The organism is Limnobacter humi (assembly GCF_024518835.1).
GTDB classification, from domain to species: domain Bacteria; phylum Pseudomonadota; class Gammaproteobacteria; order Burkholderiales; family Burkholderiaceae_B; genus Limnobacter; species Limnobacter humi.
This window is the reverse complement of sequence record NZ_JANIGO010000003.1, coordinates 117,051-138,134: the sequence shown is the minus strand read 5'-3', so window position 1 is coordinate 138,134 and position 21,084 is coordinate 117,051. Positions and strand designations below refer to the sequence as shown.

The window sequence follows — 21,084 nt, the reverse complement described above, 5'->3', positions numbered from 1 at the left end:
TGGTCATGGCCCAGTTCAGCCGATGGCAAGGTGCCCTGCGATGGGCACCGTTAATCGTTTTGTGCGCAATGCAGCCACTGTACGCTGCAGATGTGCAGTACACCCTGAACCAGGCCCAGCAGGCACTGGACAATCAGGCCCCCATCGGGCTGGATGAGGCCATTGGACGGGCCGTTGAACGTTCGCAATCCTTGATGGCTGTGGACAAAAAAGCGCAGATGGCCCGTTTGATGGCCAGAGAAAGTCTGGCCGGTGATGACCCTGTGTTGAATCTGTCACTCACGAATTTACCCATCAATGGGGCCGATGCTTTCAGTGTGGGGCGCGATTTCATGACCATGCGCAGCGTGGGTTTCATGCAGACTTGGGTGAGACAGGCCCGGCGACAGGCGCAGTCCGCAGTGTTTGCCAGCGATGAAATGCTGGCCCGTGTTGAGCGTGCGCAACAGCTGAGCCATATCAAAACCGAGACGGCCAAGGCCTGGCTCAGCGACTGGTTGACCAACCAGATGCTGCGCAGCGTTGCGCAACAGAAACAGGCCCTGGATGTGCAATTGCTGGGGGCACAGGCCGGTTTCGAGAGCCATACGCAATCGGCCACGGATGTGCTCAATGCCAAAGCTGCGTTGCTGGAGTGGCAACAGTTGTCGGCAACCCTGCAAGCACAACAGGCCATCGCCCGCCATGATTTGAAACGTTGGGCGGGCACCGATGTGGGGACGGCTGACTTCAATGCAGAGCGATTGAGCCAGACCCCATGGCGCATGGAGGGTTTGGTCACCCAGATTGAGCGTCTGCCCGAGTTGAACATGGCGCAGACCGGCATTGCCAAAGCACAGGCCCAGCTCGCCCTGCGCAAGGAAAGTCTTGAGCCCGATTGGACCTACAGCGTGATGCTGTCAGCGCGCGGATCCCAATTCTCGGACATGCTGACCGTGGGTGCTTCACGGCCTTTGCTGTGGAATACCGATGAAAAGCAGGCTGTCGCCATTGAGGCTGCCCAGGCCGGCGTTCTGCAAATGCAGGCGGAATACATTGAATTGCAGCGCATGCTGCAACACACAGTGGAGCGGCAATTGGTTCAATACCAGAGCTTGCTGACTCGATGGACCATCGCCCAACAGTCCATTCTCCCCTTGGCTCAAACCTTGAGCCAGCAGGCCCAAGCCGATTATGCCAGCGGAAAAATCACCCTGACCACCCTGGCCACAGCCCGTCGCCAGGCATTGAATGCAGAACTGGACAGCCTGCGCCAACAGCTGGAACTGGCCCTGACCTGGGCTGACCTTCAATACCTGACTACCCCGGAGTAACGCCATGAAAAAAAATCACGCCGTGATTGTTGTCTGTTTGGGGGTGGCCTTGGTTGCGGGAACAGCCTGGTGGTTTGGCCTGCAGCATGGGATGTCGATGGCAGGCTCAATGCGTGAGCCTTCATCCACTCAAAGCGCATCCGCTGACCCCAGCAATTGGTCTATTGAGCAGGGTGAGGCGGCAACCAAACGCCACATGGATGCAGGTTTGAAAGCGGGTGATGTGGACCCGGATACCGGTCTGAAAATCCAGTATTACCACGATCCCATGGTGCCGGGTAAACGCTTTGAGGCCCCGGGCAAAAGCCCGTTCATGGACATGATGCTGGTGCCCGCCTACCAAAGCACCACGGGTTCAGACCCGGGTACTGTCACCGTCAGTCCACGCATACAGCAGAATTTGGGTATCCGGACAGCGACGGTCAAACGGGCCAGTCTGAACCCGACCGTGGTCGCACAGGGCACTGTGCAATGGAATGAACGGCACCGGGTGGTGTTGCAAGCCCGCGCCACCGGGTTTGTCGAGGCGCTGGGTGTGAAGGCGGCGTACGACCCGGTCCGCGCCGGGCAAATGCTGGTTCAACTGTATGTGCCTGAATGGGTGGCCGCCCAGCGCGATTACCTGGCCTTGTTGCGGGCTGGCTCGGTGGCTGATGCCGCCTTGCTGGATGCTGCGCGGCAGCGCATGCGGCAGGTGGGTTTAAGCCCTGCTCAAATTGCTTCGCTGGTTCAGCGTCGCGATGTGATGGGCACCATCCCGGTGGTCTCTCCGCAGGCCGGTGTAGTCACCAGCCTGGCGGTGCGCGAAGGGATGACCGTTCAGGCAGGCACCACCTTGGCAGAAATCAACACGCTGGACTCCGTCTGGCTGGATGTGGAATTGCCCCAGACCCAGGTTGGTCTGATCAAACCGGGTTCGGTGGCCACCGTACTGAACCCCGCTGACCCGGCCAGCGAGTTTCCGGCTCGGGTACAGGCGGTGTTGCCACAACTGAACAACCAGACCCGCACGGCAGTGGTTCGACTGGAGGTCGACAACGCCCGGCGTCGCCTGATGCCGGGTCAATTTGTATCAGCCCGCTTGGCGGTTGACGCGCGACAACCTGCTGTGCTGGTACCCCGCGAAGCTGTGATTGACACCGGTCAGCGCACGGTGGTGATGTTGGACCTGGGCGATGGTCATTTTGCACCCCAGCCCGTTCGGTTGGGGCTGGAAGAGCAGGGGCAGGTGGAAGTCTTGTCGGGCTTGTCCGAGGGGCAGTCGGTGGTGTTGTCGGGTCAATTCCTGATTGATTCGGAAGCCAGTCTTCGAGGCCTGGAAGATCGACTGAATGCCAGCACCGGGGTGCAGCCATGATTCGCTGGTTGATTGAATGGTCGGTGCGAAACCGGCTGCTGGTTTTGCTGGCCAGCGCTTTGTTGACAGTCGCTGGTCTGTTGAGCTTGCCTCAGACACCGGTGGATGCACTGCCCGATCTGTCGGATGTTCAGGTGATTGTTCGAACCAGCTACCCGGGTCAAGCACCGCAGATTGTCGAAAAGCAGGTGACCTATCCGCTCACCACCACCATGTTGTCGGTACCCGGTGCGAAAGATGTGCGGGGCTTTTCCTTTTTCGGGGACAGTTTTGTTTATGTGATTTTTGAGGATGGGGTGGACCTGTATTGGGCGCGCTCGCGCGTGCTGGAGTATTTGAACCAGGCGCAGTCCACATTGCCCGCTGGCGCGAAAAGCACCATTGGACCCGATGCCACTGGGGTGGGCTGGGTCTACCAGTATGCCTTGCGCGACACCACTCACCGGCTGGACCTCGCTCAACTCCGCTCCATCCAGGACTGGTACCTGAAGCCGCAATTGAAAACCGCGCTTCATGTGTCGGAGGTGGCATCCATCGGCGGGTTTGTGAAGCAGTACCAGGTGGTGCTGAACCCGCAGGCCATGGCGGCGCGCGGGGTATCGCTTCGGGATGTGGTGTCCGCCATTGAAGCGGCCAACCAGGAAGCGGGCGGCTCGGTCATCGAGTTGGGTGAGGCCGAGTACATGGTGCGTGCCACGGGGTATCTGGCCACACTGGATGATTTCCGCGCTGTACTCATCCGCAGCAATGACCGCGGTGTGCCGGTTTTGCTGGGCGATGTGGCCCGCATTCAACTGGGGCCCGACATGCGTCGCGGTGTGGGCGAGCTCAATGGCGAGGGCGAGGCCGTGGGGGGTGTGGTGGTGATGCGCAGTGGTGAAAACGCCCTGGATACCATTGAAGCCGTGAAGGCAAAGATGGATCAATTGAAGCCCGGCTTGCCCCAAGGCGTTGAGTTGGTGACGGTGTACGACCGTTCGACCCTGATTCGCTCGGCCATTTCAAACCTGACCCACAAGCTGCTGGAGGAAATGCTGGTGGTCTCCCTGGTGTGTGCCGTGTTTCTTTGGCATGTGCGTTCATCGCTGGTGGCGGTGGTGTCGTTGCCATTGGGTATTCTGGCGGCGTTTGTGATCATGCGCCTTCAAGGTGTAAACGCCAATGTGATGTCGCTGGGTGGCATTGCGATTGCCGTCGGCGCCATGGTGGATGCTGCGTTGGTGATGATCGAAAACGCACACAAGCATTTGGAGCGTTGGCAACAGCAGCACCCAGACGACACCCCTGACACAGCCACCCGCTGGCAATTGATGCAACAGGCCGCGGTGGAGGTGGGGCCAGCCCTGTTTTCATCGTTGCTCATCATCACCTTGAGTTTTGTTCCAGTGTTTGCCTTGCAGGCGCAAGAAGGGCGCTTGTTTGCACCGTTGGCTTACACCAAAACCTATGCCATGGCCGCCTCGGCGGTTTTGGCCGTTACCTTGATTCCGGTGTTGATGGGGTATCTCATTCGGGGTCACATTCCCGGCGAGGTCAACAACCCGTTGAACCGCTGGATGGTGTCTGCATATCGGCCCTTGCTCAACCGTGCGTTGCAACACCCGCGATTCACCGTGTTGCTGGGTGTGGTGCTGACCGTGTTCAGCCTGTGGCCATTGTTGCATTTGGGGTCCGAGTTCATGCCCCCACTGGATGAAGGCGATGTGCTGTACATGCCCACCGCCTTGCCGGGTTTGTCGATTGGCAAGGCTGCCGAGTTGTTGCAGCAAACCGATCGCCTGATCAAGCAAGTGCCTGAAGTGGCCTCGGTGTACGGAAAAGCGGGGCGGGCTGAATCGGCCACGGACCCTGCGCCCGTTGAAATGTTTGAAACCGTGATTCAATTCAAGCCCCGCGACCAATGGCGGCCGGGCATGACCCCGGATCGATTGGTCGATGAACTGGACCGCACAGTGCGTGTGCCCGGTTTGAGCAACATTTGGGTACCCCCCATTCGCAACCGCATTGACATGTTGGCCACCGGCATCAAAAGCCCAGTGGGTGTGAAGGTCACCGGACCAGACCTGGCCACGATTTATCAGATCGCCGGTCAGGTGGAGCAGGCGGTCAAACCGGTCACTGGGGTGACGAGTGCCCTGGCAGAACGTTTGACCGGTGGGCGTTACATTGAGTTGACCGTGGACCGCGCCGCTGCAGCCCGTTACGGGATGTCCGTGGCCGATGTGCAGGCCTGGGTGAGTGGTGCCATCGGTGGACAGGTGGTGGGCGAGACGGTGGAAGGGCTGGAGCGATACCCCATTCAAATTCGTTACCCGCGCGAGTTGCGGGATTCACCCGCCGCACTGGCGAACCTGCCCATTCAGACGCCACTGGGGCAGCAGATTGTGCTGGGCGATGTTGCCCGCGTATCGGTTGCGGCAGGGCCGCCCATGTTGCGCAGCGAGAATGCGCGACTGGCTGGGTATGTGTACATCGACATTCGCGGACGTGACTTGCAGGCCACCGTGAAGGACATGCAGCGGGCTGTGGCTCAAACCGTGAGCCTGCCCCCCGGCTATGCCATCAGCTGGTCCGGACAATTTGAGTACCTGGAACGTGCTGCACAAAGGCTCAAGGTGGTGGTGCCGATGACCTTGCTGATTATTTTGGTGCTGTTGACAGCCACCTTTGGCTCACTGGGGCAGGGGCTGTTGATCATGGCCACCTTGCCCATTGCCCTCACGGGTGGCTTGTGGCTGGTGTGGGGGATGGGCTTTAACCTGTCGGTTGCCGTGGGGGTGGGCTTGATCGCCCTCGCAGGTGTGGCTGCCGAGTTTGGTGTGGTGATGTTGATGTACCTTAACCAGGCGTGGAAAGCTCGCCTGGATGAGGGCTTGAACAGCGATGAACACCTGCTGGAGGCGATTGTTGAAGGGGCGGTCATGCGTGTTCGACCCAAAGCCATGACGGTGTTCACCATTCTGGCGGGTTTGGTCCCCATTCTGTGGAGTACTGGCACCGGCAGCGAGGTGATGCAGCGCATTGCGGCCCCCATGGTGGGCGGCATGGTCACAGCGCCTTTGCTGTCGCTGTTTGTGGTGCCGGCTGCATTTTTGTGGATGAATCAGACCTCGGCATACCGCCGCATCAGATTGTGATACACACCCGTCAGCCGCACCACCTCGTTGTGGCGTTGTCCCAGGGTTTGCGTCAGTTCTTGAATGCTTTGGTCCAGGTCAAACAGCAATTGGCGCACGCCGTCGTCTCGAACCAGGCTTTGCAGCCAGAAGAATGCCGCCAGCCGTTCACCGTGGGTGACGGCATTCACTTGGTGCAGGCTGCTGGCCGAGTACAGCACCATGTCCCCAGCGTTCAGTTTGACTGCTTGGGACCCAAACTGGGTTTCAATCACCAACTCACCGCCGTCGTAGCTGTCGGGCTCCATCAGAAAAAGCGTGGCCGACAAGTCGGTTCGAATGATGTGTGATGTTCCGGCGATGGGCCGAATGGCATTGTCCACATGCACACCAAAATGCTCACCACCCCGATAGCGGTTAAACAGCGGTGGATAAATGGTTTTGGGCAATGCCGCCGACAAAAATAGCGGATGTGCACCCAACTTCTTCAGCAAGCGGTTGCCCAGTTGCTGCGCCACCGGGCTGAGTTCTGGCAGCTGTTGATTGACCTTGACCGCTGCCGATTGAGTTCCTGCAGTGGCTTTGCCATCGGTCCATTCTGCTGCGTGCAACGCGGTTCGAAATGAGTCCAGTTCGTCGGCGTTCAGCACCTTCGGAATCACGATCAACATGGTCAAGGTCTCGGGTTGAATTAAAAGTCTTTGATGACGGTAAGCGTTGCAGAGCGGCCTTCGCCCACGTAGGTGAACGGTGAACCAGAACGATACAGTGCAGTGTAATACTCTGTATCAAACAGGTTGAGGATATTGAGCCGGACCTTCAGGTCTTTGGATACCCGGTACTCGGCCATGGCATCCCACACGGTGCTGGCCTCCAGCGAATTGTTGGTCACCGGGCCATTGGGGGTGCCACCGGAAATCTTGCCTTTGTAAGTCACTGTGCCGCCAATCGCCCATTGGTCATCCAGCTTGTAACGGGTTTGCACATTGGCACTGGTCTCTGCGGTGTTGGGGAATGATTTGCCCACTTCACTCGGTGTATCAGACTTCACAATTTCGGTGTCCAACACGGCCAGCCCCGCATTGATGTCCCAGTCGTAATCGATTTTGCCGCCTACGCCGATCTCGACACCGCGTACTTGCAATTCGCCCACCTGTGTGAACACACCCGGCGAAAGTTGTGACAACACATTGCTTTTGGTGATGTCAAACACGGCTGCTGTCAGCAACAGCCGCTTGTCCACCAATTGCCATTTGGTGCCCACTTCAACGCTGCGGTTGCGTTCGGGCTTCACATTGCTGCCGCACAAGCCGCCGTAGTCACACGCCGTGGCATCCAGTTGTTCTCCACTCGCATTCGATGAGGTGCTGTAGGTGGCATACACATTGCCATTGACCCATGGTGCGTAGGTCACACCCACATGGCCGTTGAGAAACCCGTCTTTGTAACCACCCCGTGAGGTGCCCTGGTAATCATTCGGCCCGGTGTAATAGGCATAGTCGAAGGTGTCGTAGCGCAAGCCGCTGAACACCTCCCATTCGCTGTTGAGCTTGGCCGTGTCCAACACATAAGCGGACAGCGTATTGGCGCGGATGGTCGTGATGTTGCTGCTGGGTGTGTAGCGACCACCCTGTTGCAGCCAAGCATTGTTGTTGGTGTTCAGGGGGTCACCGGCATTCGGTGTTCGGAGGCTGTCGACATAGGGAATGTTCTCGGCTTCTTCGCGGGAGAATTCCACCCCGGCGACCACGTGGTGTTGGATGGAGCCCCAGTCAAATTCCTTGATCCAGTTGGTTTGGTTCCCGATGTAGGTATTCTGTTGGTTTCGGTTTTGCGAAGTGGCCCGGACGCACACGCCAGGTGTGTTGACACCCACATTGGTGCCGGCAACGCAAGCACCAGTGCCATTGACCACGCCCAAACCGGGAATGGTTACGATGTATTGGTTGGTCGTTACGCCATACCGCGTTCGGTTTTCAAGGCGGGTACCGTTGCCCAGGTTGTAGTCCACACCGAAGGTCAGAATGTCGGCACCATTGTTCAGAAAATCCCGCCCGTTTTGTCCATAGAATTTTCTCCCGCTGACCGGCTTGCCTGCTGCGCTGTCCCAAGGCACGCCACCGTCGGGAATTTCATCTGACCGAAAATAGTAATAATCAGCGCTCAATTTCAGGTGCGAGTTGATGCGCTGATCAATCGCAACAGCCAGGCCTTGGCGCTGCTGTTCAGCACCATCTCGCGCTGGAAGGTCCCGGTCTGAATACAGGGCATTCACGCGGACTGCCGTGTCGTCCGTTAGTTGGCGATTGGCATCCAGCGTGGTTCGAAATTTATGGTCTGTACCCAAGCCCACTTCCAGCGTGGTGAAGTCGATCGGGCCAGGCTTTTTCGTGACGTTGTTGATGGCCCCCCCTGTGGTACCCCGACCGGCAAAGCTGCTGCTGGGGCCTTTGGACACCTCAATTTGCTCCACTGCAAAGGTTTCGCGGCTGGTTACACCGGGGTCTCGAAGGCCATCGATAAACACATCATTGCGGGCTTCAAAACCGCGAATAATAAAACGATCACCGAATGCGTTGCCCCCTTCACCAGTGCTGATGGTGATGCCGGGTTGCACACGAATCACGTCTTTCAGGTCGGTGGCCCCGGAGTCCTTGATGGCCTCTTTGGTGATGATCTGAATACTCTTGGGCGTCTCGGCCACCGGGCGGGCAAATTTCGATGACTCCATCAACTCGGCTTTATACGGTGAGTCCGCATTGCCCAGCGGGTTTTGTCCCTTGACAGCCTGGCCTTCTACCACTACTGCATTCAATGTCTGTGGCTTGGATTCCTCCGCAAAAGAAAGACCGGGCAGAGCGGCCAGGCCAATGGCGGCGGCCAGTGTGGGTTGCCTCAGGCTATTGGGCTTCCTCAGGCCGCGTCGGGGGTTTGGGGAGGCGTTGTGGGTCATGGCAATGGATCGAGTTTAGTTGAGAAGAGGTGTCATGGTGCCATGCGTCAATAATAATGTAAATAGAAATCATTCTCATTCATGCATTCTGTCGAGAAAATGCTTCGAGTTGTTCATCTGTGGATCAAGCTGGCGTGAGGTTTGGAGGCAGCGGTGCAAACACCAGGGTGGCTTGTTCAAAGCCCTGGGCATTGGGATACTCGCCAGTGGGTGCAAGACCTGTAACCAGCAAGGTAGGTAAGCCATGTCCGCCGAAGCAGGGCATGGTGGGGCGTTTTAAAGGCACAGGGACGGCGGGCAAGGGTTTCCCGTCCATGGTGTATCGGTCCAGACGACTACCCTCCAGAATGGCCACCCAATAATGGCCATCGGGTCCAATGGTCGCACCGTCGGGTCGTTCATTGGCGGTGGTGTATTGGGCAACCAGGGTGCGTTGGCCCAGCACGCCGGTGGCCTTGTTGAACGGGTAACGCCAGATGCACCGCTGCCGAGTATCGGCCAGCCACAGCTGGGTCCCATCGGGTGAGAATGCAAGCCCATTGCCAACCACCAGGTCGGCAGCCTTCAATTCGGCGTGTTGATCTTGGATACGATACAACCCTGCGGTATTCGGTTGACGAGCGTCCACCAGCGTGGAAATCCACACTGCACCGTCTGGCCCCCATTGACCATCATTGAATCGATGGGTGTTGGGGTCATACGGCAGGCTCATGCGGTGAGCTTGAATGGTGGCGTTGCTGCTCGTCCAGTCGACGGTGTATACATCGTGACGGCCCATGAGCAGCCACACATCGGCTTGTGCCGTGGGCAACACGCAAGCCACTTCGTCGGGTAGCACGGTCTGTTCAATGGGGTGCCTGGCAGCGTGGATGGGTGTCTTGCAGCGGTAGAGGATTTTGCTCGGAATGTCGACCCACACCCATTGCTGGTGGGCGTACCGTGGGCTTTCGGTGAGTGAGGCGCCACCCAGCTCAATTGGTGACCATTCCATGGTCCAGTCCTGGGTTACACCGGTTCTCATGCCTGTTGCCAATGTTTCAAGGCCTCAGCAGCACGTTCAGCAACGGTTCGTTCAATCTCTCCGGGTTTCATGCCTTGCAAATTGGCCGTTAACCAGCTGCCACCCACACCTTGAACGCTGGGCAAGGCTTTCCACGCAGGCAGGTCTGCCAACCCAACACCACCTGTGGGAATGAAGGTCAAATCCTGCAGGGGGGCTGACAAGGCCTTTAATGCAGTGGGTCCGCCCGCCGCCATGGCTGGGAAGAATTTCAAGACGCTGTAGCCCCAGTCCCGGGCATTCATCATGTCAGTGGCGGTGGCCACCCCGGGAATCCAGGGTAGGCTCTTCAGATGAGCCTGTTCGGCCAACCGGTTGGTTAGCCCAGGGGAGATCAATAATTGAGCCCCAGCCTGAACCGCATGGTCCATGTCGGCAACTGTCAGGACGGTACCCACAGCCAGCAGGCATTGCGGTACATCGCGAGCGATGGCTTCGCAGGCCTTCAGTGCGCACGTGGTTCGCAACGTCACTTCAATTTGCCGAATGCCGCCCAACAAGAGGCCGTTGGCGATGGCCAGGCCCTGGTCCACGGTATCGATGACCACCACTGGCATGATGGCCTGAAGACTGGGTAGGGGAATGCTGTTCATGACACACCGTCCTCTGACCACAGTGCACCGGTGCGCAAGGCCATGGCGGTGGCAGCCGATGGGCCATAGGTTCCGCTGGTGTAGGGCACCGGCCCCAAACCGTGCTGCTTCAGGTCTGACAATATACGGTCCACAAATTCCCATTGGGTTTGTACTTCATCCCGCCGAAGAAAAAGGCTGAGGCGTCCCCGCAAAATGTCGGTGATCAGGCGCTCATAAGCATCCCGCACCGGAATGCGCCAGGTGTTGAAAAAATCCAGGTCCAGCGACACGGGCTTTAAACGCAGGCGCTCGCCTGGCGTTTTGGCCAACAGTTTCAGCTCCAGTTTGTCGTCGGGCTGCAGGTGTATCACCAACTGGTTTCCACTCCAGTGTCCGCCCACTGGTTCGTAGAGTGGTTTGGGTACATCGCGAAATTGAATGACGATTTCTGCAAACCGCCGGGGCATGCGTTTGCCGGTGCGCAACAGAAAGGGCACGCCAGCCCAGCGCCAGGTTTGCACCTCGGTGCGAAATGCCACATAGGTTTCAGTGCAGGAGTGGGCTTGTACACCGGGCTCATTCAAATAGCCCGGAACCGGTTGGCCTTTGACGTAGCCGTCTGCATATTGCCCGGTGATGATCTCGGGAGTGCTCAACACTTGCGGCACTTTAAGCGAGCGCAACACCTTGAGCTTTTCATCCCGCAGGCTGTTGGCTTCCAGCGAAACCGGGGGTTCCATGGCCACAATGGCCAGTAACTGCAGCATGTGGCTTTGAACCATGTCACGCAGAGCGCCCGCGTGTTCATAAAAACCGGCCCGGTCTTCAACACCCAAATCTTCAGCCACGGTGATTTGAACGGAGGCCACGTGCTCGCGCGTTAAAAGCGGTTCAAAAATTCGGTTGCCCAAACGAAGGGCCAACAGGTTTTGAACCGCCTGTTTGCCCAGGTAGTGGTCAATCCGGAAAATCTGGTCTTCATTGAATTTGGCAGCCGCTGCGGCTTCAATGTCGGCCGATTCACGGGCATTGAAGCCCAGGGGTTTTTCAAGCACCAGGCGCAAGCGCTGGGCAGACCGTTCCTCTGGCAAGCAGGCAATCAAGTCTTTGAATCGGGAAGATGGCAATGCTGCATAGTGCACCACCGGGTGGGGGCCTTGCGCAATGGCCGCATCCAGCGCGGCTTTTGCAGTCGCTTCACCCAAGCGAACTGAACAGGTGGACAACAAGGGTGCCAGCGCAGGCAGGGTGGCTCGGGCAGCATCGTTACCGGTACGTGCCAGAAATGCATCCACTTCAGCCAAGGCCTGCGCTGGGCTCAAGGCCTCTCTTTGTGCGAAGATGAGTCTTGCACCGGGCGAGAAGTAACCCACGCTGGCCAACTGCGCCAAGGCCGGTATGATTTTTCGCTTGGCCAGGTCGCCACCTGCACCGTGCAGCACAAACGTAAACTCGCCCACCGGATTGGCGGGTGAGTCGCTGCCGCTGCCCAGGTTGCCCGATTGATTCATGCAGTCTGCTCCATGTTGATTGGAAATGCCATGTCCACCATCTTACATCCCGCGTTGCTGAAAGTCCGTGACGCGATTGAGGCCCGCTCAAAAAGCGGTCGCTCCAGTTATCTGGACAGCTTGCCAAGCGCTGCGCAGAACCGCAGTGCCGTGGGCGCTGCCAACCTGGCGCATACCACCGCAGTGTTTGAACCACCCGCCAAGCGGGTCATTGCCCTGCACAAGGCGCCACACCTGGGCATCATCACGGCCTACAACGACATGTTGTCGGCCCACCAACCGTTTGCGCAATACCCTGCCCGCATCGCCGAAGCGGCACAAGCCCTGGGCGCGACCACCCAGGTGGCTGGCGGCACACCGGCCATGTGCGACGGGGTCACGCAGGGGCGTGAAGGGATGGAGTTGTCACTGTTTTCCCGCGATGTGATTGCGCAGGCCGCTTGCATTGGCCTGTCTCACAATGTGTTTGATGGCGGCGTTTTGCTGGGGGTGTGCGACAAGATTGCGCCGGGCCTGCTCATGGGGGCTTTGGCATTTGGGCATTTGCCGTTTGTGTTTATTCCGGCTGGCCCCATGGAAACCGGTTTGAGCAATCCCGAAAAAGCCCGCATTCGCCAGTTGGCGGCAGAGGGCAAAGCCGGCAGGGATGAATTGCTGCAGGCCGAGGAGCGGGCTTACCACAGCCCTGGCACTTGCACGTTTTACGGCACGGCCAATTCCAACCAGCTGATGCTGGATTTCATGGGTTTGCAGTTTCCGGGCGCTGCGTTTGAGTCCCCATTTGGTCCACAACGGGATGCGGTACTGAACGACAGTGTGCGGGCTGTGGCCAGTGCAACGCGCAACCCCACTTTGGCTTTGGGGCATTTGGTGAATGCCGCCAGTTTGGTGAATGCCTTGGTGGGCCTCATGGCCTCGGGTGGTTCAACCAACCACACCATCCACTGGCTTGCAGTGGCCCGTGCTGCTGGATACACCATGGATTGGACCGATCTGGATGCCATTTCTGCCGCAGTGCCATTGTTGTGCCGTGTGTATCCCAACGGTGTGGAAGACGTGAATGCATTTCAGGCTGCAGGCGGCACAGCAGGTTTGCTGGCCACGTTGATGGATGGCGGTTATGTGGATGGCACTGCCATGACCGTGTGGGGTACTTCTCTGGCGGATACGGTGGGTGAAGTGGAACCCCAACGTGAAATTTTTTCGGTGCGCAAACCCCAGGCCACCCGGAATCCGGATGTGCTTCGCCCTTGGAACCAGCCTTTTCAGCCCGATGGCGGTATCCGATTGTTGACCGGCAATTTGGGACGTGCCGTGTGCAAAGTGTCTGCCGTGAAGCAAAACCACCGGGTGGTTCAAGCGCCATGCCGTGTATTCAATGATCAAGCACAGGTGATCGACGCATTCAAGCGGGATGAGTTCCAGTCGGATGTGGTGGTCGTGGTGACCCACCAAGGGCCAAGGGCCAATGGCATGCCGGAGCTTCACAAATTAACCCCTGTCCTCGGCGTGCTGCTTGATCGGGGCTTGAATGTGGCCTTGGTGACCGATGGTCGCATGAGCGGTGCCTCGGGTAAAGTGTTGGCGGCCATCCACGTGTGCCCAGAAGCGGACAGTGGTGGCCCGCTGTCCAAGCTGCGTGACGGAGACTGGGTTTCTGTGGATGCCGTTTCCGGTGTGTTGAACACCGACGCCGATCTGGATAGCCGGGCATCATCACCGAAACAGGCTCAGGCTGTGAGCCTGGGGCGTGGTTATTTTCAGTTGTGGCGTCAGCACGTGAGCACAGCAGAAGAGGGGGCCAGCGTGTTGTTTGAAATACCGGGTGAGCAGCCTTGAAAATGGAAGGATTTGTCGGGTTTTTTGCTTGAGTTCGGGGCAGCCCTCTGCCATGATGGTGATACCCCTACTCATATCAAGGATATTGCCATGACTGTATGCCCCATTGCAGTGGCTGTTGGTTGCCAGAAATGCCCCGCATTCAAGATTTGCCCAGCCAAAAGTATCCTGGGTGACCAGCCCAAGAGCAACGCACCGGTGAAGGACGAGAAGAAGTCCTGAGTTGTTGAGTATCGCCGACCATGGTCAATTGCCGGGTCGGTTATTACCCCTGGCGGTACTGTTACTCATCGAGGTTTATTGGCCTCCAGCAGCTCCGGTAGCCCAGTCCGAACGCCCCCCGAATGTAAAGGTTGCCCCGCGCATTGTCGAACTGTCCCGATCAGCTCTCGTTTTTGTCCGCACACTCACCCAAACCCGCGTCAAACTTGCACCGAATTTTCTTCAGCAGCTTGGTCATCTCCGCGTCGTAAAAGCCTTCCTTGGTCATCTGGATTCGGGCTTCGCGCATCAGCACTTCGTACTTGGCATGGTCTGCTGGTGGAATGTCCAGCCATGCGGCTGCTGGAACAGCTTTTTCAGCAATGTCGACCAGTTTCACAGCGCGGTCAAACTGCTTTGAAACCCACACCCGGGACTTGGCACCGAAACCCTCCGGAAATTTGTCTTTCCGTATGATGAGGTTGGCCGTTAGTTGTACCAGCGAAAAACGGTAAATGCCACCTTTTTGACCGATGCCTTTGTAGAGTTCAAGCGGTTGGTAGGCAATGGCCGGTGCAGCAATAATGTCCACTTGGCCGTTGTTGAATTTGCTGCCAAAGTTGATCACCTCAGACGACACGGGTTGTGCGCCCAATTGCTGCACCATCTTGGCTTGCGACTTGTCGTAATCCAGCACCGCGATTTTTTTGCCAGCCGCTTTTTCCACCGAGTTGATGCTGCGATCGTTCACCATCACATAAGCGGCACCAATCGGCAAAATACCCACCACCTCAAAATGCCCTTGCGTCATCTTGGGGGCGAGTTTCGGATTGTTGGTCAGGTCAATAATCGCCTGCAAGTGCTTGTAGGTGGGCACTGCACCAATCGAGTCGATGCTGCCCACAAACTGGTTGAACTGCCGTCCACGCAGGGCAGAAATGGCCACCGCGTCGCACTTGCCTGTCTTGAAATCCTCCGCCACCAAGCGCTCATCCACGTACGCTTGCAATTCAATGTCGGCGCCCCATTCCTTGGCGGCCACCGCATAGTCACGGGCCTGGTTGAAGGCGGGGCCATTGCGTCCAGCAATGTCGAAAATACACATTTTGGTGGGGGCGGCAAAGGCGCTGGGCGCAATCAACAGGCCGGTGGCCAACGCCAGCAAGGCGGCGGTTTTGTTCATGATTATTGTCTCCGGATAACGATGGGGAACGGGCTTACAGCCTCTTGTTGCCATCGGAGTATGGCAGCGCTATCCCCAGGACGGCAAGTATCGGCTGCGAATGGAGGCGAATTCGGATTGGATTCACATTCCCCGTCTACAATGGCCCCATTCGATGTTTTGTCTTTCGCCATGAACCCGCACAACACCACGCCACCGTCAAAACAGGCCGTTGCCGAACAAGCGGCGGTTGAACAAAAAATGGGCTACTTTGCCCGCTTGTTCGCCCGTTGGGCGGGACACAAACATGCGCCGGCCTTGCTGGCTGTGATCAGTTTCATTGAGGCATCGTTCTTTCCGATACCGCCCTATGCCATGCTCATTCCCATGTGCATTGCCAAACCGGAGAAAGCCAAGTGGTTTGCCTTGGTGGGCACCGTGGCGTCCACTGCGGGGGGACTGCTGGGCTATGCCATTGGGCATTTTGCGGCCGATTGGTCGCGTGAGTTGATCGCTCAGTGGGGCTACACCGGCGCTTTTGCAGCCACGGAGGCCTTTTTCAAAGAGTGGGGTGGTTTGTCGATTCTGGTCAGTGCCATCAGCCCCCTGCCTTACAAGGTGATGACCATCACATCGGGATTGTTCGGCATGAACATCGCGGTGTTTATTCTGACTTCTCTGCTGGCGCGGGGTCTTCGCTTTTATGTGGCAGCGTTGTCTGCGGCGAAGGCAACGGAAGTGATTCAGAAACGGATGGCATTGGACCCACGCCGTTCGGGGGGCTAACGTCCACAGCGTTGGGGGCATCCACCTGGTTGGCGATGTTGCACGCGGTGTTGGTGCCCACTGAGAAGCGCTGCCCGGTTTGGGTTTCAATTTCCCGAACGGCGGCGCACACATCCATGTGGCGCTTTTCCAGGTGTTCGATGGCGGCCTCATTGGCACGGGTTTCGGCCTGTCGTACAAAGGCCTGAAATTCAGGGTGCGCAGCGTACCGACCCAACAACGTCATGAATCGCTGGTCACCATCACCGCCTTGCTCAGCATGGATTTTTTTCAGCAGCTGGTGGGCTTGCCGCGGGTCTTGAAAGCGCACGTGGGTCAGTTCATGCACCAGCACAAACCGCATGGCGGGCTCGGTTAGCTGGCTGGCAAATGGCTCGTCCATGACGACATGGTGATTGGCTTTGGCATAGGCATACAATTGCGTGTCTTCCAGCCCCAAGCGTGAATAAGGCACTTCGTATTCATTTCGCAGTGTCTCAAAGAGCTGCACCATGCTGACCAGGTCCTGTTTGGGCTCGGGTTCCAGCGTGCCGCAGGCTGACGTCAGCATGAGCAAGGCGATGGCAGACACATGAAGGGCGGGGCGATGATTCACAGTGCTTTCCGGGCAAAGTGCAGAAAAAAGACACGCACGTGTTGCACCCAGTGTACGCAAATTACGGATGATTGTGTTTTCAGTGCTTGACCTTGCCATGGTGGTAAGGCTGATCATCATTCTTGTTGTTGCACCCAGGAGAACTCCATGATTGAGATGACCGTAAACGGCATGACCTGTGGCCATTGTGCCAGCCATGTTACAAAAGCCATTGTTGGCCTTCATCCACAGGCCAAGGTACGCGTGGACCTGCCTTCCAAAACCGTGACGGTGGACGGTGAGGTGGATCTGGATGAGGTCAAAGCCGCGTTGGCCGACGATGGCTACGTCGTAACCGGTGTGAAAGCGCTGTAATCAAGGTTTCATGCACCAAAGCCAGAATTGCGGCCTGTTTATCCCCCAAATGGTTTGACGGGGGCGTCAACGAAGCAGCTGAGCAGGGCGTTAGCTTTCTCAGGTTCGATTCTCTTTGCAGGTTTTTCCGCATGAAGCACGCATCCTTGTCTGCCCTGCTGGCCTCCAGCGTGGCCATGACCGCTCCGGCCCTGGCCGATGAAGGCTTGCCCGGTTTTTCCAAGAAATCCAAATACACCGACCGACGGGAAGAAAGCTGGCTGGGGGCGAGCCCGGTCAAGCCAGACATCCTCGCGAGTGAGCTGAAAAGGCTTCCCGGCGCTTTGGCGGCTGTGTCGCTGTTGACATCCGAGGACAAGTGGACCAGTTCGTTTCGCGATGGTGGGTGTGCGGTCAACCGTGCACCAGCCGAGCGCTTGATCGAAGAACCTCACCACAGTTGAGTCCACTGCGCTCTTGACCTTGCCACCGTGGCACACTTCAGGATGATGTTCCGTTTGATTGATTCCGGAGAACGCCATGAAGCTGTACTACTCCTCGGGAACCTGTTCCCTGTCCCCCCGCATTGTGATTGAAGAGCTGGGCTTGCCCGTCTCGGCCGTTGCGGTCAGTTTGAAAACCCACACCTTGGAAGACGGCAGTGATTATTACGCCATCAACCCCAAAGGCCACGTCCAGCTGTTGGAGCTGGACGGCGGCGAACGCATCAGCGAGGGCCCGGCCATTGTGCAATACCTGGCCGACTTAAAACCTGAATTGAAGTTGGCCCCCGCCAACGGCACCTTGGCCCGAACCCAATTGCAGTCGTTGTTGGGTTTCATCAATTCTGAAATTCACAAAGGGTTTTCACCGCTGTTTGACCGTGAGTTGTCGACCGAGATCAAGCCGCACTTCCGGAACAAGCTGGGTAAACGTCTCACTGACATCGTGGAATTGCTCGGCAGCAACACCTACCTGATGGGCGAGCAATTCACCGTGGCCGATGCCTACCTGTTCAACGTGTTGGGCTGGTGCGGGTTTGTGGGCGTGGACCTGCCTGGTGGCTGGCCCGCCCTGGAGGCTTATCGCCAGCGTGTGGCACTACGGCCCGCCGTGCAGCGGGCCATGAAGGCAGAAGGCTGGATCAAATAAATCGACCCTCAGTGTGATCCTTTGCCGCCCGGTGCGCCCAATTCATCCAGAATGGGGCAGTCCGGGCGGTTGTCCCCATGGCAACAGTGCTGAAGGTGTTGAAGCTGTTGTCGAATGGACTGTAGTTTCTCAATGTCTGCGTCCAATTCAGCGATGTATTGCTGGGCCAGCTTTTTGACATCGGCGCTTTTGCGCCCCTGGTCTTGCCACAAGGCCAGCAGGGTCTTGATGCGTTCAATGGAAAACCCCAAGTCTCGGGACCTGCGAATGAAGCGCAGGGTTTGCACATCCCGGTCGTTGTACTGGCGGTAACCGGAGAAGGTTCGGTTGGCCTCGCCAATCAATCCGATGCTTTCATAGTAGCGGATCATCTTGGCGCTGATGCCCGTGTGTTTGGACGCTTCTCCAATATTCATCATGGGGTTCAATTCCTTAATGGCCCTTGTTTAAAACATCGGCTTTGGGTTTCCAGCGCTTGAGCAAGAGCGCATTGCTGACCACACTCACGGAGCTCATGGCCATGGCCGCACCAGCCAGCATGGGGTTCAACAAACCCAAGGCAGCCAACGGAATGCCGACTGCGTTGTACACAAAGGCCCAAAACAGGTTTTGGCGGATTTTGCGGAAGGTGTGGCGCGAAATGTCGATGGCATCGCCCACCAGGGCTGGGTTGCCCCGCATCAGCGTAATGCCAGCCGTGTGCATGGCCACATCGGTGCCTGTGGACATGGCAATGCCCACATCGGCGGCAGCCAGTGCGGGGGCATCGTTAATACCGTCGCCCACCATGGCCACCACCTGGCCTTGCCCCCGCAGTTCGCTCACGACGGCTGCTTTGTCTTGAGGCAGTACGTTGGCGCGAAAGTCTGTCAGCTTCAATCGCTGTGCAATGTTGTCCGCAGCGCCGGCATTGTCGCCGGTCAGCATCACGCTGCGCACACCGTGTTGCTGTAACTGCTGGATGGCTTGGGCTGCCTGGGGTTTCAATGTGTCACCCAGGGCAATCAGGCCCAGCAGGGCATGGTCCAAGGCCAGCCAAGACAGTGTTTTCCCCGCCGCTTCATGGGCTTGCCCTTGCTGGAAAAGTGAGTCCAGATCAACGCTGTTGTCCTGCATCAGCCGTGCATTGCCCAACAACACGCGTTGCCCGTTCCATTGGGCCTCCACGCCGCGCCCTGGCAGGGCTTTGAGGTTTTGCACCGTGGGCCATTGCAGTTGTTCTGCCTGCGCTTGCGACACAATGGCTTTGGCCAGCGGGTGATCACTGTGGGCCTGGACTGCTGCGGCCAATTCCAGGACTTGATGCGCATCCCAAGCCTGGGCGGCTGCATCCACGGCGACCACGCGGGGTTTGCCTTCGGTGAGTGTGCCTGTTTTGTCGAATGCGACCACGGATATGCGGTGCGCCAGTTCAAGCGCCTCCGCATCCTTGATCAAAATACCGTGTTGGGCAGCCACGCCTGTACCGGCCATGATGGCCGTCGGTGTGGCCAGCCCCAGGGCGCAAGGGCAGGCAATGACTTGCACCGCCACCGCGTTCAACAGCGCCTGCTCCCAATCGCCCGTTAACCAACCCCATGCCAATAAAGTCAGGACTGACAGCACCAGCACCACCGGTACAAACACACTGCTGACCTGGTCCACCAAACGTTGGATGGGGGCTTTTTTGGCTTGGGCATCTTCCACCAGTTGAATGATGCGGGACAACACCGTGTCGCTGCCGATGGCGGTGGTTTCGATCAACAGTACCCCATCGCTGTTGATGGCACCGCCTGTGACTGTGCTGCCCACCTGCTTGGTGACGGGCAGGCTTTCACCGGTCAGCAACGATTCATCCACATGGCTCTCGCCGTCGCGCACAATGCCGTCCACCGCAATGCGGTCGCCAGGGCGCACCACAATCAAATCACCGATGCGCACTTCATGAACCGGGATTTCCGCTTCCAGCCCGTGGCGACGCACAATGGCCGATGTCACCTTCAGAGCCTCCAGTGCCCGAAGCGCCTCGACGGTTTGGGCTTTGGCCCGGCCTTCCAGGAATTTTCCCAGGAGTACCAAGGTGATGACCACCGCAGATGACTCAAAGTACAGGTGGGGGACCATGCCCTCATGGCTGCTGTGTGCAAACACCAAATACACCGACAGGCCATAGGCAGCACTCGTGCCCAGGGCCACCAGCAGGTCCATGTTGCCAGCGCCAGCTTTCAACGCTCGCCAACCGGCCTTGTAAAACCGGGCACCCAGCACAAACTGAACTGGGGTTGCCAGCAGCCATTGCAACCAGGCCGGCAGCATCCAGTCGATGCCAAACGGCATCCAGAGCATGGGTAGCACCAATGGAATGCTGAGGGCGGCAGCGGCGGCCACTGGCCACCAGGCTGGTAGCCCAGGCGTGGACGTTTCACTGGCAGAAGGTGCCTGGTCATGGTCCACCAGGCTGGCGTCATAACCTGCTTTTTGAATCGCCTCAATCAGTTGTGCTGGGCTCACACCCTGCGCCTCAATCTGGGCTTTCTCGGTCGCCAGGTTGACGGTGGCTTCCCGCACACCGGGTACTTTTTTGAGGGCTTTTTCAACCCGTGCCACGCACGAGGCACAGGTCATGCCCTCGATGCGCAACACCGTTGGATGCGGGTTGGTGTTGGTGTTCATGGCGTTCTCCATCAGTCGATGGACTGACTTTGAACTTTACCATGATGTCAAGGTCAAGCGGTTTTGGACGGTGTCCAGCCGGGTGGCAACCACAGGCACTTCAATTTGTTGAGCAATCCCGGTGCCTTGCCCACTTTTTGGAGCAAATGTACCCAACCCATGATGCCCTGTTTGAGCGGGTTGGTTGAGAGCACGGGCGTGAGGGTGCCATACACTGGCGCCACGCCGGGCTGAAAGTCGCGAAAGGTGCCGAACCAGCGGTCCCACACAATCAAAATCCCGCCGTAGTTGCAGTCGTGGTACGCCTCATTTTTGGCATGGTGCAAGCGGTGGTGCTGGGGGCAATTGATTACACTAGAAAACGGGGTACTTAAGTAACTTAACCTCCAGAACACAGCATTTACGTGCCTTACAGCTTGTAGAGTGGTTTTTTGACAGATGGAAAAATGTCAAATCCTTTTTTTTCATTGGGTTATACT

The 21,084-nt window shown here is 57.8% G+C and carries 18 protein-coding genes and 1 pseudogene; 9 read left to right on the top strand and 10 right to left on the bottom strand.

Going from position 1 to position 21,084, the window contains the following annotated elements; all coding sequences use genetic code 11:
- The first annotated feature begins 5 nt into the window (after positions 1-5).
- The 3 genes from NQT62_RS09965 to NQT62_RS09955 are packed head-to-tail and all read left to right on the top strand — an operon-like array spanning position 6 to position 5,807.
- Positions 6-1,313, top strand: coding sequence for a TolC family protein (locus tag NQT62_RS09965; protein WP_256764552.1), 1,308 nt, complete (start codon positions 6-8; stop codon positions 1,311-1,313).
- A 4-nt stretch (positions 1,314-1,317) separates the two neighbouring features.
- Positions 1,318-2,670, top strand: coding sequence for an efflux RND transporter periplasmic adaptor subunit (locus NQT62_RS09960; RefSeq protein ID WP_256764551.1), 1,353 nt, complete (start codon positions 1,318-1,320; stop codon positions 2,668-2,670).
- Positions 2,667-5,807 carry an efflux RND transporter permease subunit gene (locus NQT62_RS09955; RefSeq protein WP_256764550.1) on the top strand — a complete coding sequence of 1,047 codons (3,141 nt, stop codon included), beginning with the start codon at positions 2,667-2,669 and terminating at the stop codon, positions 5,805-5,807. Before NQT62_RS09960 ends, NQT62_RS09955 begins: the two co-directional genes overlap by 4 nt.
- Here the strand turns inward: NQT62_RS09955 and NQT62_RS09950 are convergent.
- The 5 genes from NQT62_RS09950 to zwf form a co-directional block, all read right to left on the bottom strand.
- Positions 5,774-6,457: a Fe2+-dependent dioxygenase gene (locus NQT62_RS09950; protein ID WP_256764549.1), complete on the bottom strand. Its 684-nt coding sequence runs from the start codon at positions 6,455-6,457 to the stop codon at positions 5,774-5,776. The two genes, NQT62_RS09955 and NQT62_RS09950, sit on opposite strands and share 34 nt — an antisense overlap.
- Positions 6,458-6,477: 20 nt before the next feature.
- Entirely contained in the window at positions 6,478-8,739 is a 2,262-nt protein-coding gene (locus tag NQT62_RS09945) for a TonB-dependent receptor (protein WP_256764548.1), read from the bottom strand.
- Between the two features lie 124 nt (positions 8,740-8,863).
- Entirely contained in the window at positions 8,864-9,730 is an 867-nt protein-coding gene (locus NQT62_RS09940; RefSeq protein ID WP_256764547.1) for an SMP-30/gluconolactonase/LRE family protein, read from the bottom strand.
- Positions 9,731-9,756: 26 nt separating this feature from the next.
- Positions 9,757-10,392: a bifunctional 4-hydroxy-2-oxoglutarate aldolase/2-dehydro-3-deoxy-phosphogluconate aldolase gene (locus NQT62_RS09935; RefSeq protein WP_256764546.1), complete on the bottom strand. Its 636-nt coding sequence runs from the start codon at positions 10,390-10,392 to the stop codon at positions 9,757-9,759.
- On the bottom strand, positions 10,389-11,885 hold the full coding sequence (zwf, locus tag NQT62_RS09930) for a glucose-6-phosphate dehydrogenase (protein ID WP_256764545.1): 1,497 nt from the start codon (positions 11,883-11,885) through the stop codon (positions 10,389-10,391). Before zwf ends, NQT62_RS09935 begins: the two co-directional genes overlap by 4 nt.
- Before the next feature lie 30 nt (positions 11,886-11,915).
- Between zwf and edd the strand changes: the two genes are divergently transcribed.
- Together edd and NQT62_RS09920 are read left to right on the top strand one after the other, a co-directional pair.
- Entirely contained in the window at positions 11,916-13,724 is a 1,809-nt protein-coding gene (gene edd, locus NQT62_RS09925) for a phosphogluconate dehydratase (protein WP_256764544.1), read from the top strand.
- Positions 13,725-13,814: 90 nt separating this feature from the next.
- Positions 13,815-13,946 (top strand): hypothetical protein, encoded by a 132-nt coding sequence (locus NQT62_RS09920; RefSeq protein WP_256764543.1) that lies wholly within the window; start codon positions 13,815-13,817, stop codon positions 13,944-13,946.
- Positions 13,947-14,106: 160 nt separating this feature from the next.
- Here the strand turns inward: NQT62_RS09920 and NQT62_RS09915 are convergent, their stop codons facing one another.
- Positions 14,107-15,108 carry a putative solute-binding protein gene (locus NQT62_RS09915; RefSeq protein WP_256764542.1) on the bottom strand — a complete coding sequence of 334 codons (1,002 nt, stop codon included), beginning with the start codon at positions 15,106-15,108 and terminating at the stop codon, positions 14,107-14,109.
- Between the two features lie 171 nt (positions 15,109-15,279).
- Between NQT62_RS09915 and NQT62_RS09910 the strand changes: the two genes are divergently transcribed.
- Positions 15,280-15,873: a YqaA family protein gene (locus NQT62_RS09910; RefSeq protein WP_256764541.1), complete on the top strand. Its 594-nt coding sequence runs from the start codon at positions 15,280-15,282 to the stop codon at positions 15,871-15,873.
- A 109-nt stretch (positions 15,874-15,982) separates the two neighbouring features.
- Here NQT62_RS09910 and NQT62_RS09905 read toward each other — a convergent pair.
- Positions 15,983-16,366, bottom strand: a pseudogene (locus tag NQT62_RS09905) (M48 family metalloprotease); the annotation flags it as partial.
- A gap of 249 nt (positions 16,367-16,615) precedes the next feature.
- On the opposite strand from NQT62_RS09905, the gene NQT62_RS09900 reads away from it, so the two are divergent.
- The 3 genes from NQT62_RS09900 (at position 16,616) to gstA (ending at position 17,953) form a co-directional block, all read left to right on the top strand.
- Entirely contained in the window at positions 16,616-16,822 is a 207-nt protein-coding gene (locus NQT62_RS09900) for a heavy-metal-associated domain-containing protein (RefSeq protein WP_256764540.1), read from the top strand.
- A gap of 131 nt (positions 16,823-16,953) precedes the next feature.
- Positions 16,954-17,265 (top strand): hypothetical protein, encoded by a 312-nt coding sequence (locus NQT62_RS09895; RefSeq protein WP_256764539.1) that lies wholly within the window; start codon positions 16,954-16,956, stop codon positions 17,263-17,265.
- Positions 17,266-17,341: 76 nt separating this feature from the next.
- Positions 17,342-17,953 carry a glutathione transferase GstA gene (gstA, locus tag NQT62_RS09890; protein WP_256764538.1) on the top strand — a complete coding sequence of 204 codons (612 nt, stop codon included), beginning with the start codon at positions 17,342-17,344 and terminating at the stop codon, positions 17,951-17,953.
- An 8-nt stretch (positions 17,954-17,961) separates the two neighbouring features.
- Here the strand turns inward: gstA and cueR are convergent, their stop codons facing one another.
- Genes cueR through NQT62_RS09875 form a run of 3 tightly spaced genes read right to left on the bottom strand, consistent with a single transcriptional unit; the run spans position 17,962 to position 21,045 of the window.
- Positions 17,962-18,369, bottom strand: a complete 408-nt coding sequence (cueR, locus tag NQT62_RS09885) for a Cu(I)-responsive transcriptional regulator (protein ID WP_256764881.1) — start codon at positions 18,367-18,369, stop codon at positions 17,962-17,964.
- Between the two features lie 16 nt (positions 18,370-18,385).
- Positions 18,386-20,605 carry a heavy metal translocating P-type ATPase gene (locus NQT62_RS09880; protein ID WP_256764537.1) on the bottom strand — a complete coding sequence of 740 codons (2,220 nt, stop codon included), beginning with the start codon at positions 20,603-20,605 and terminating at the stop codon, positions 18,386-18,388.
- A gap of 53 nt (positions 20,606-20,658) precedes the next feature.
- The gene (locus NQT62_RS09875; RefSeq protein ID WP_256764880.1) at positions 20,659-21,045 is read right to left on the bottom strand and encodes a sterol desaturase family protein; all 387 of its coding nucleotides are present in this window, start codon (positions 21,043-21,045) and stop codon (positions 20,659-20,661) included.
- Positions 21,046-21,084: the final 39 nt, after the last annotated feature.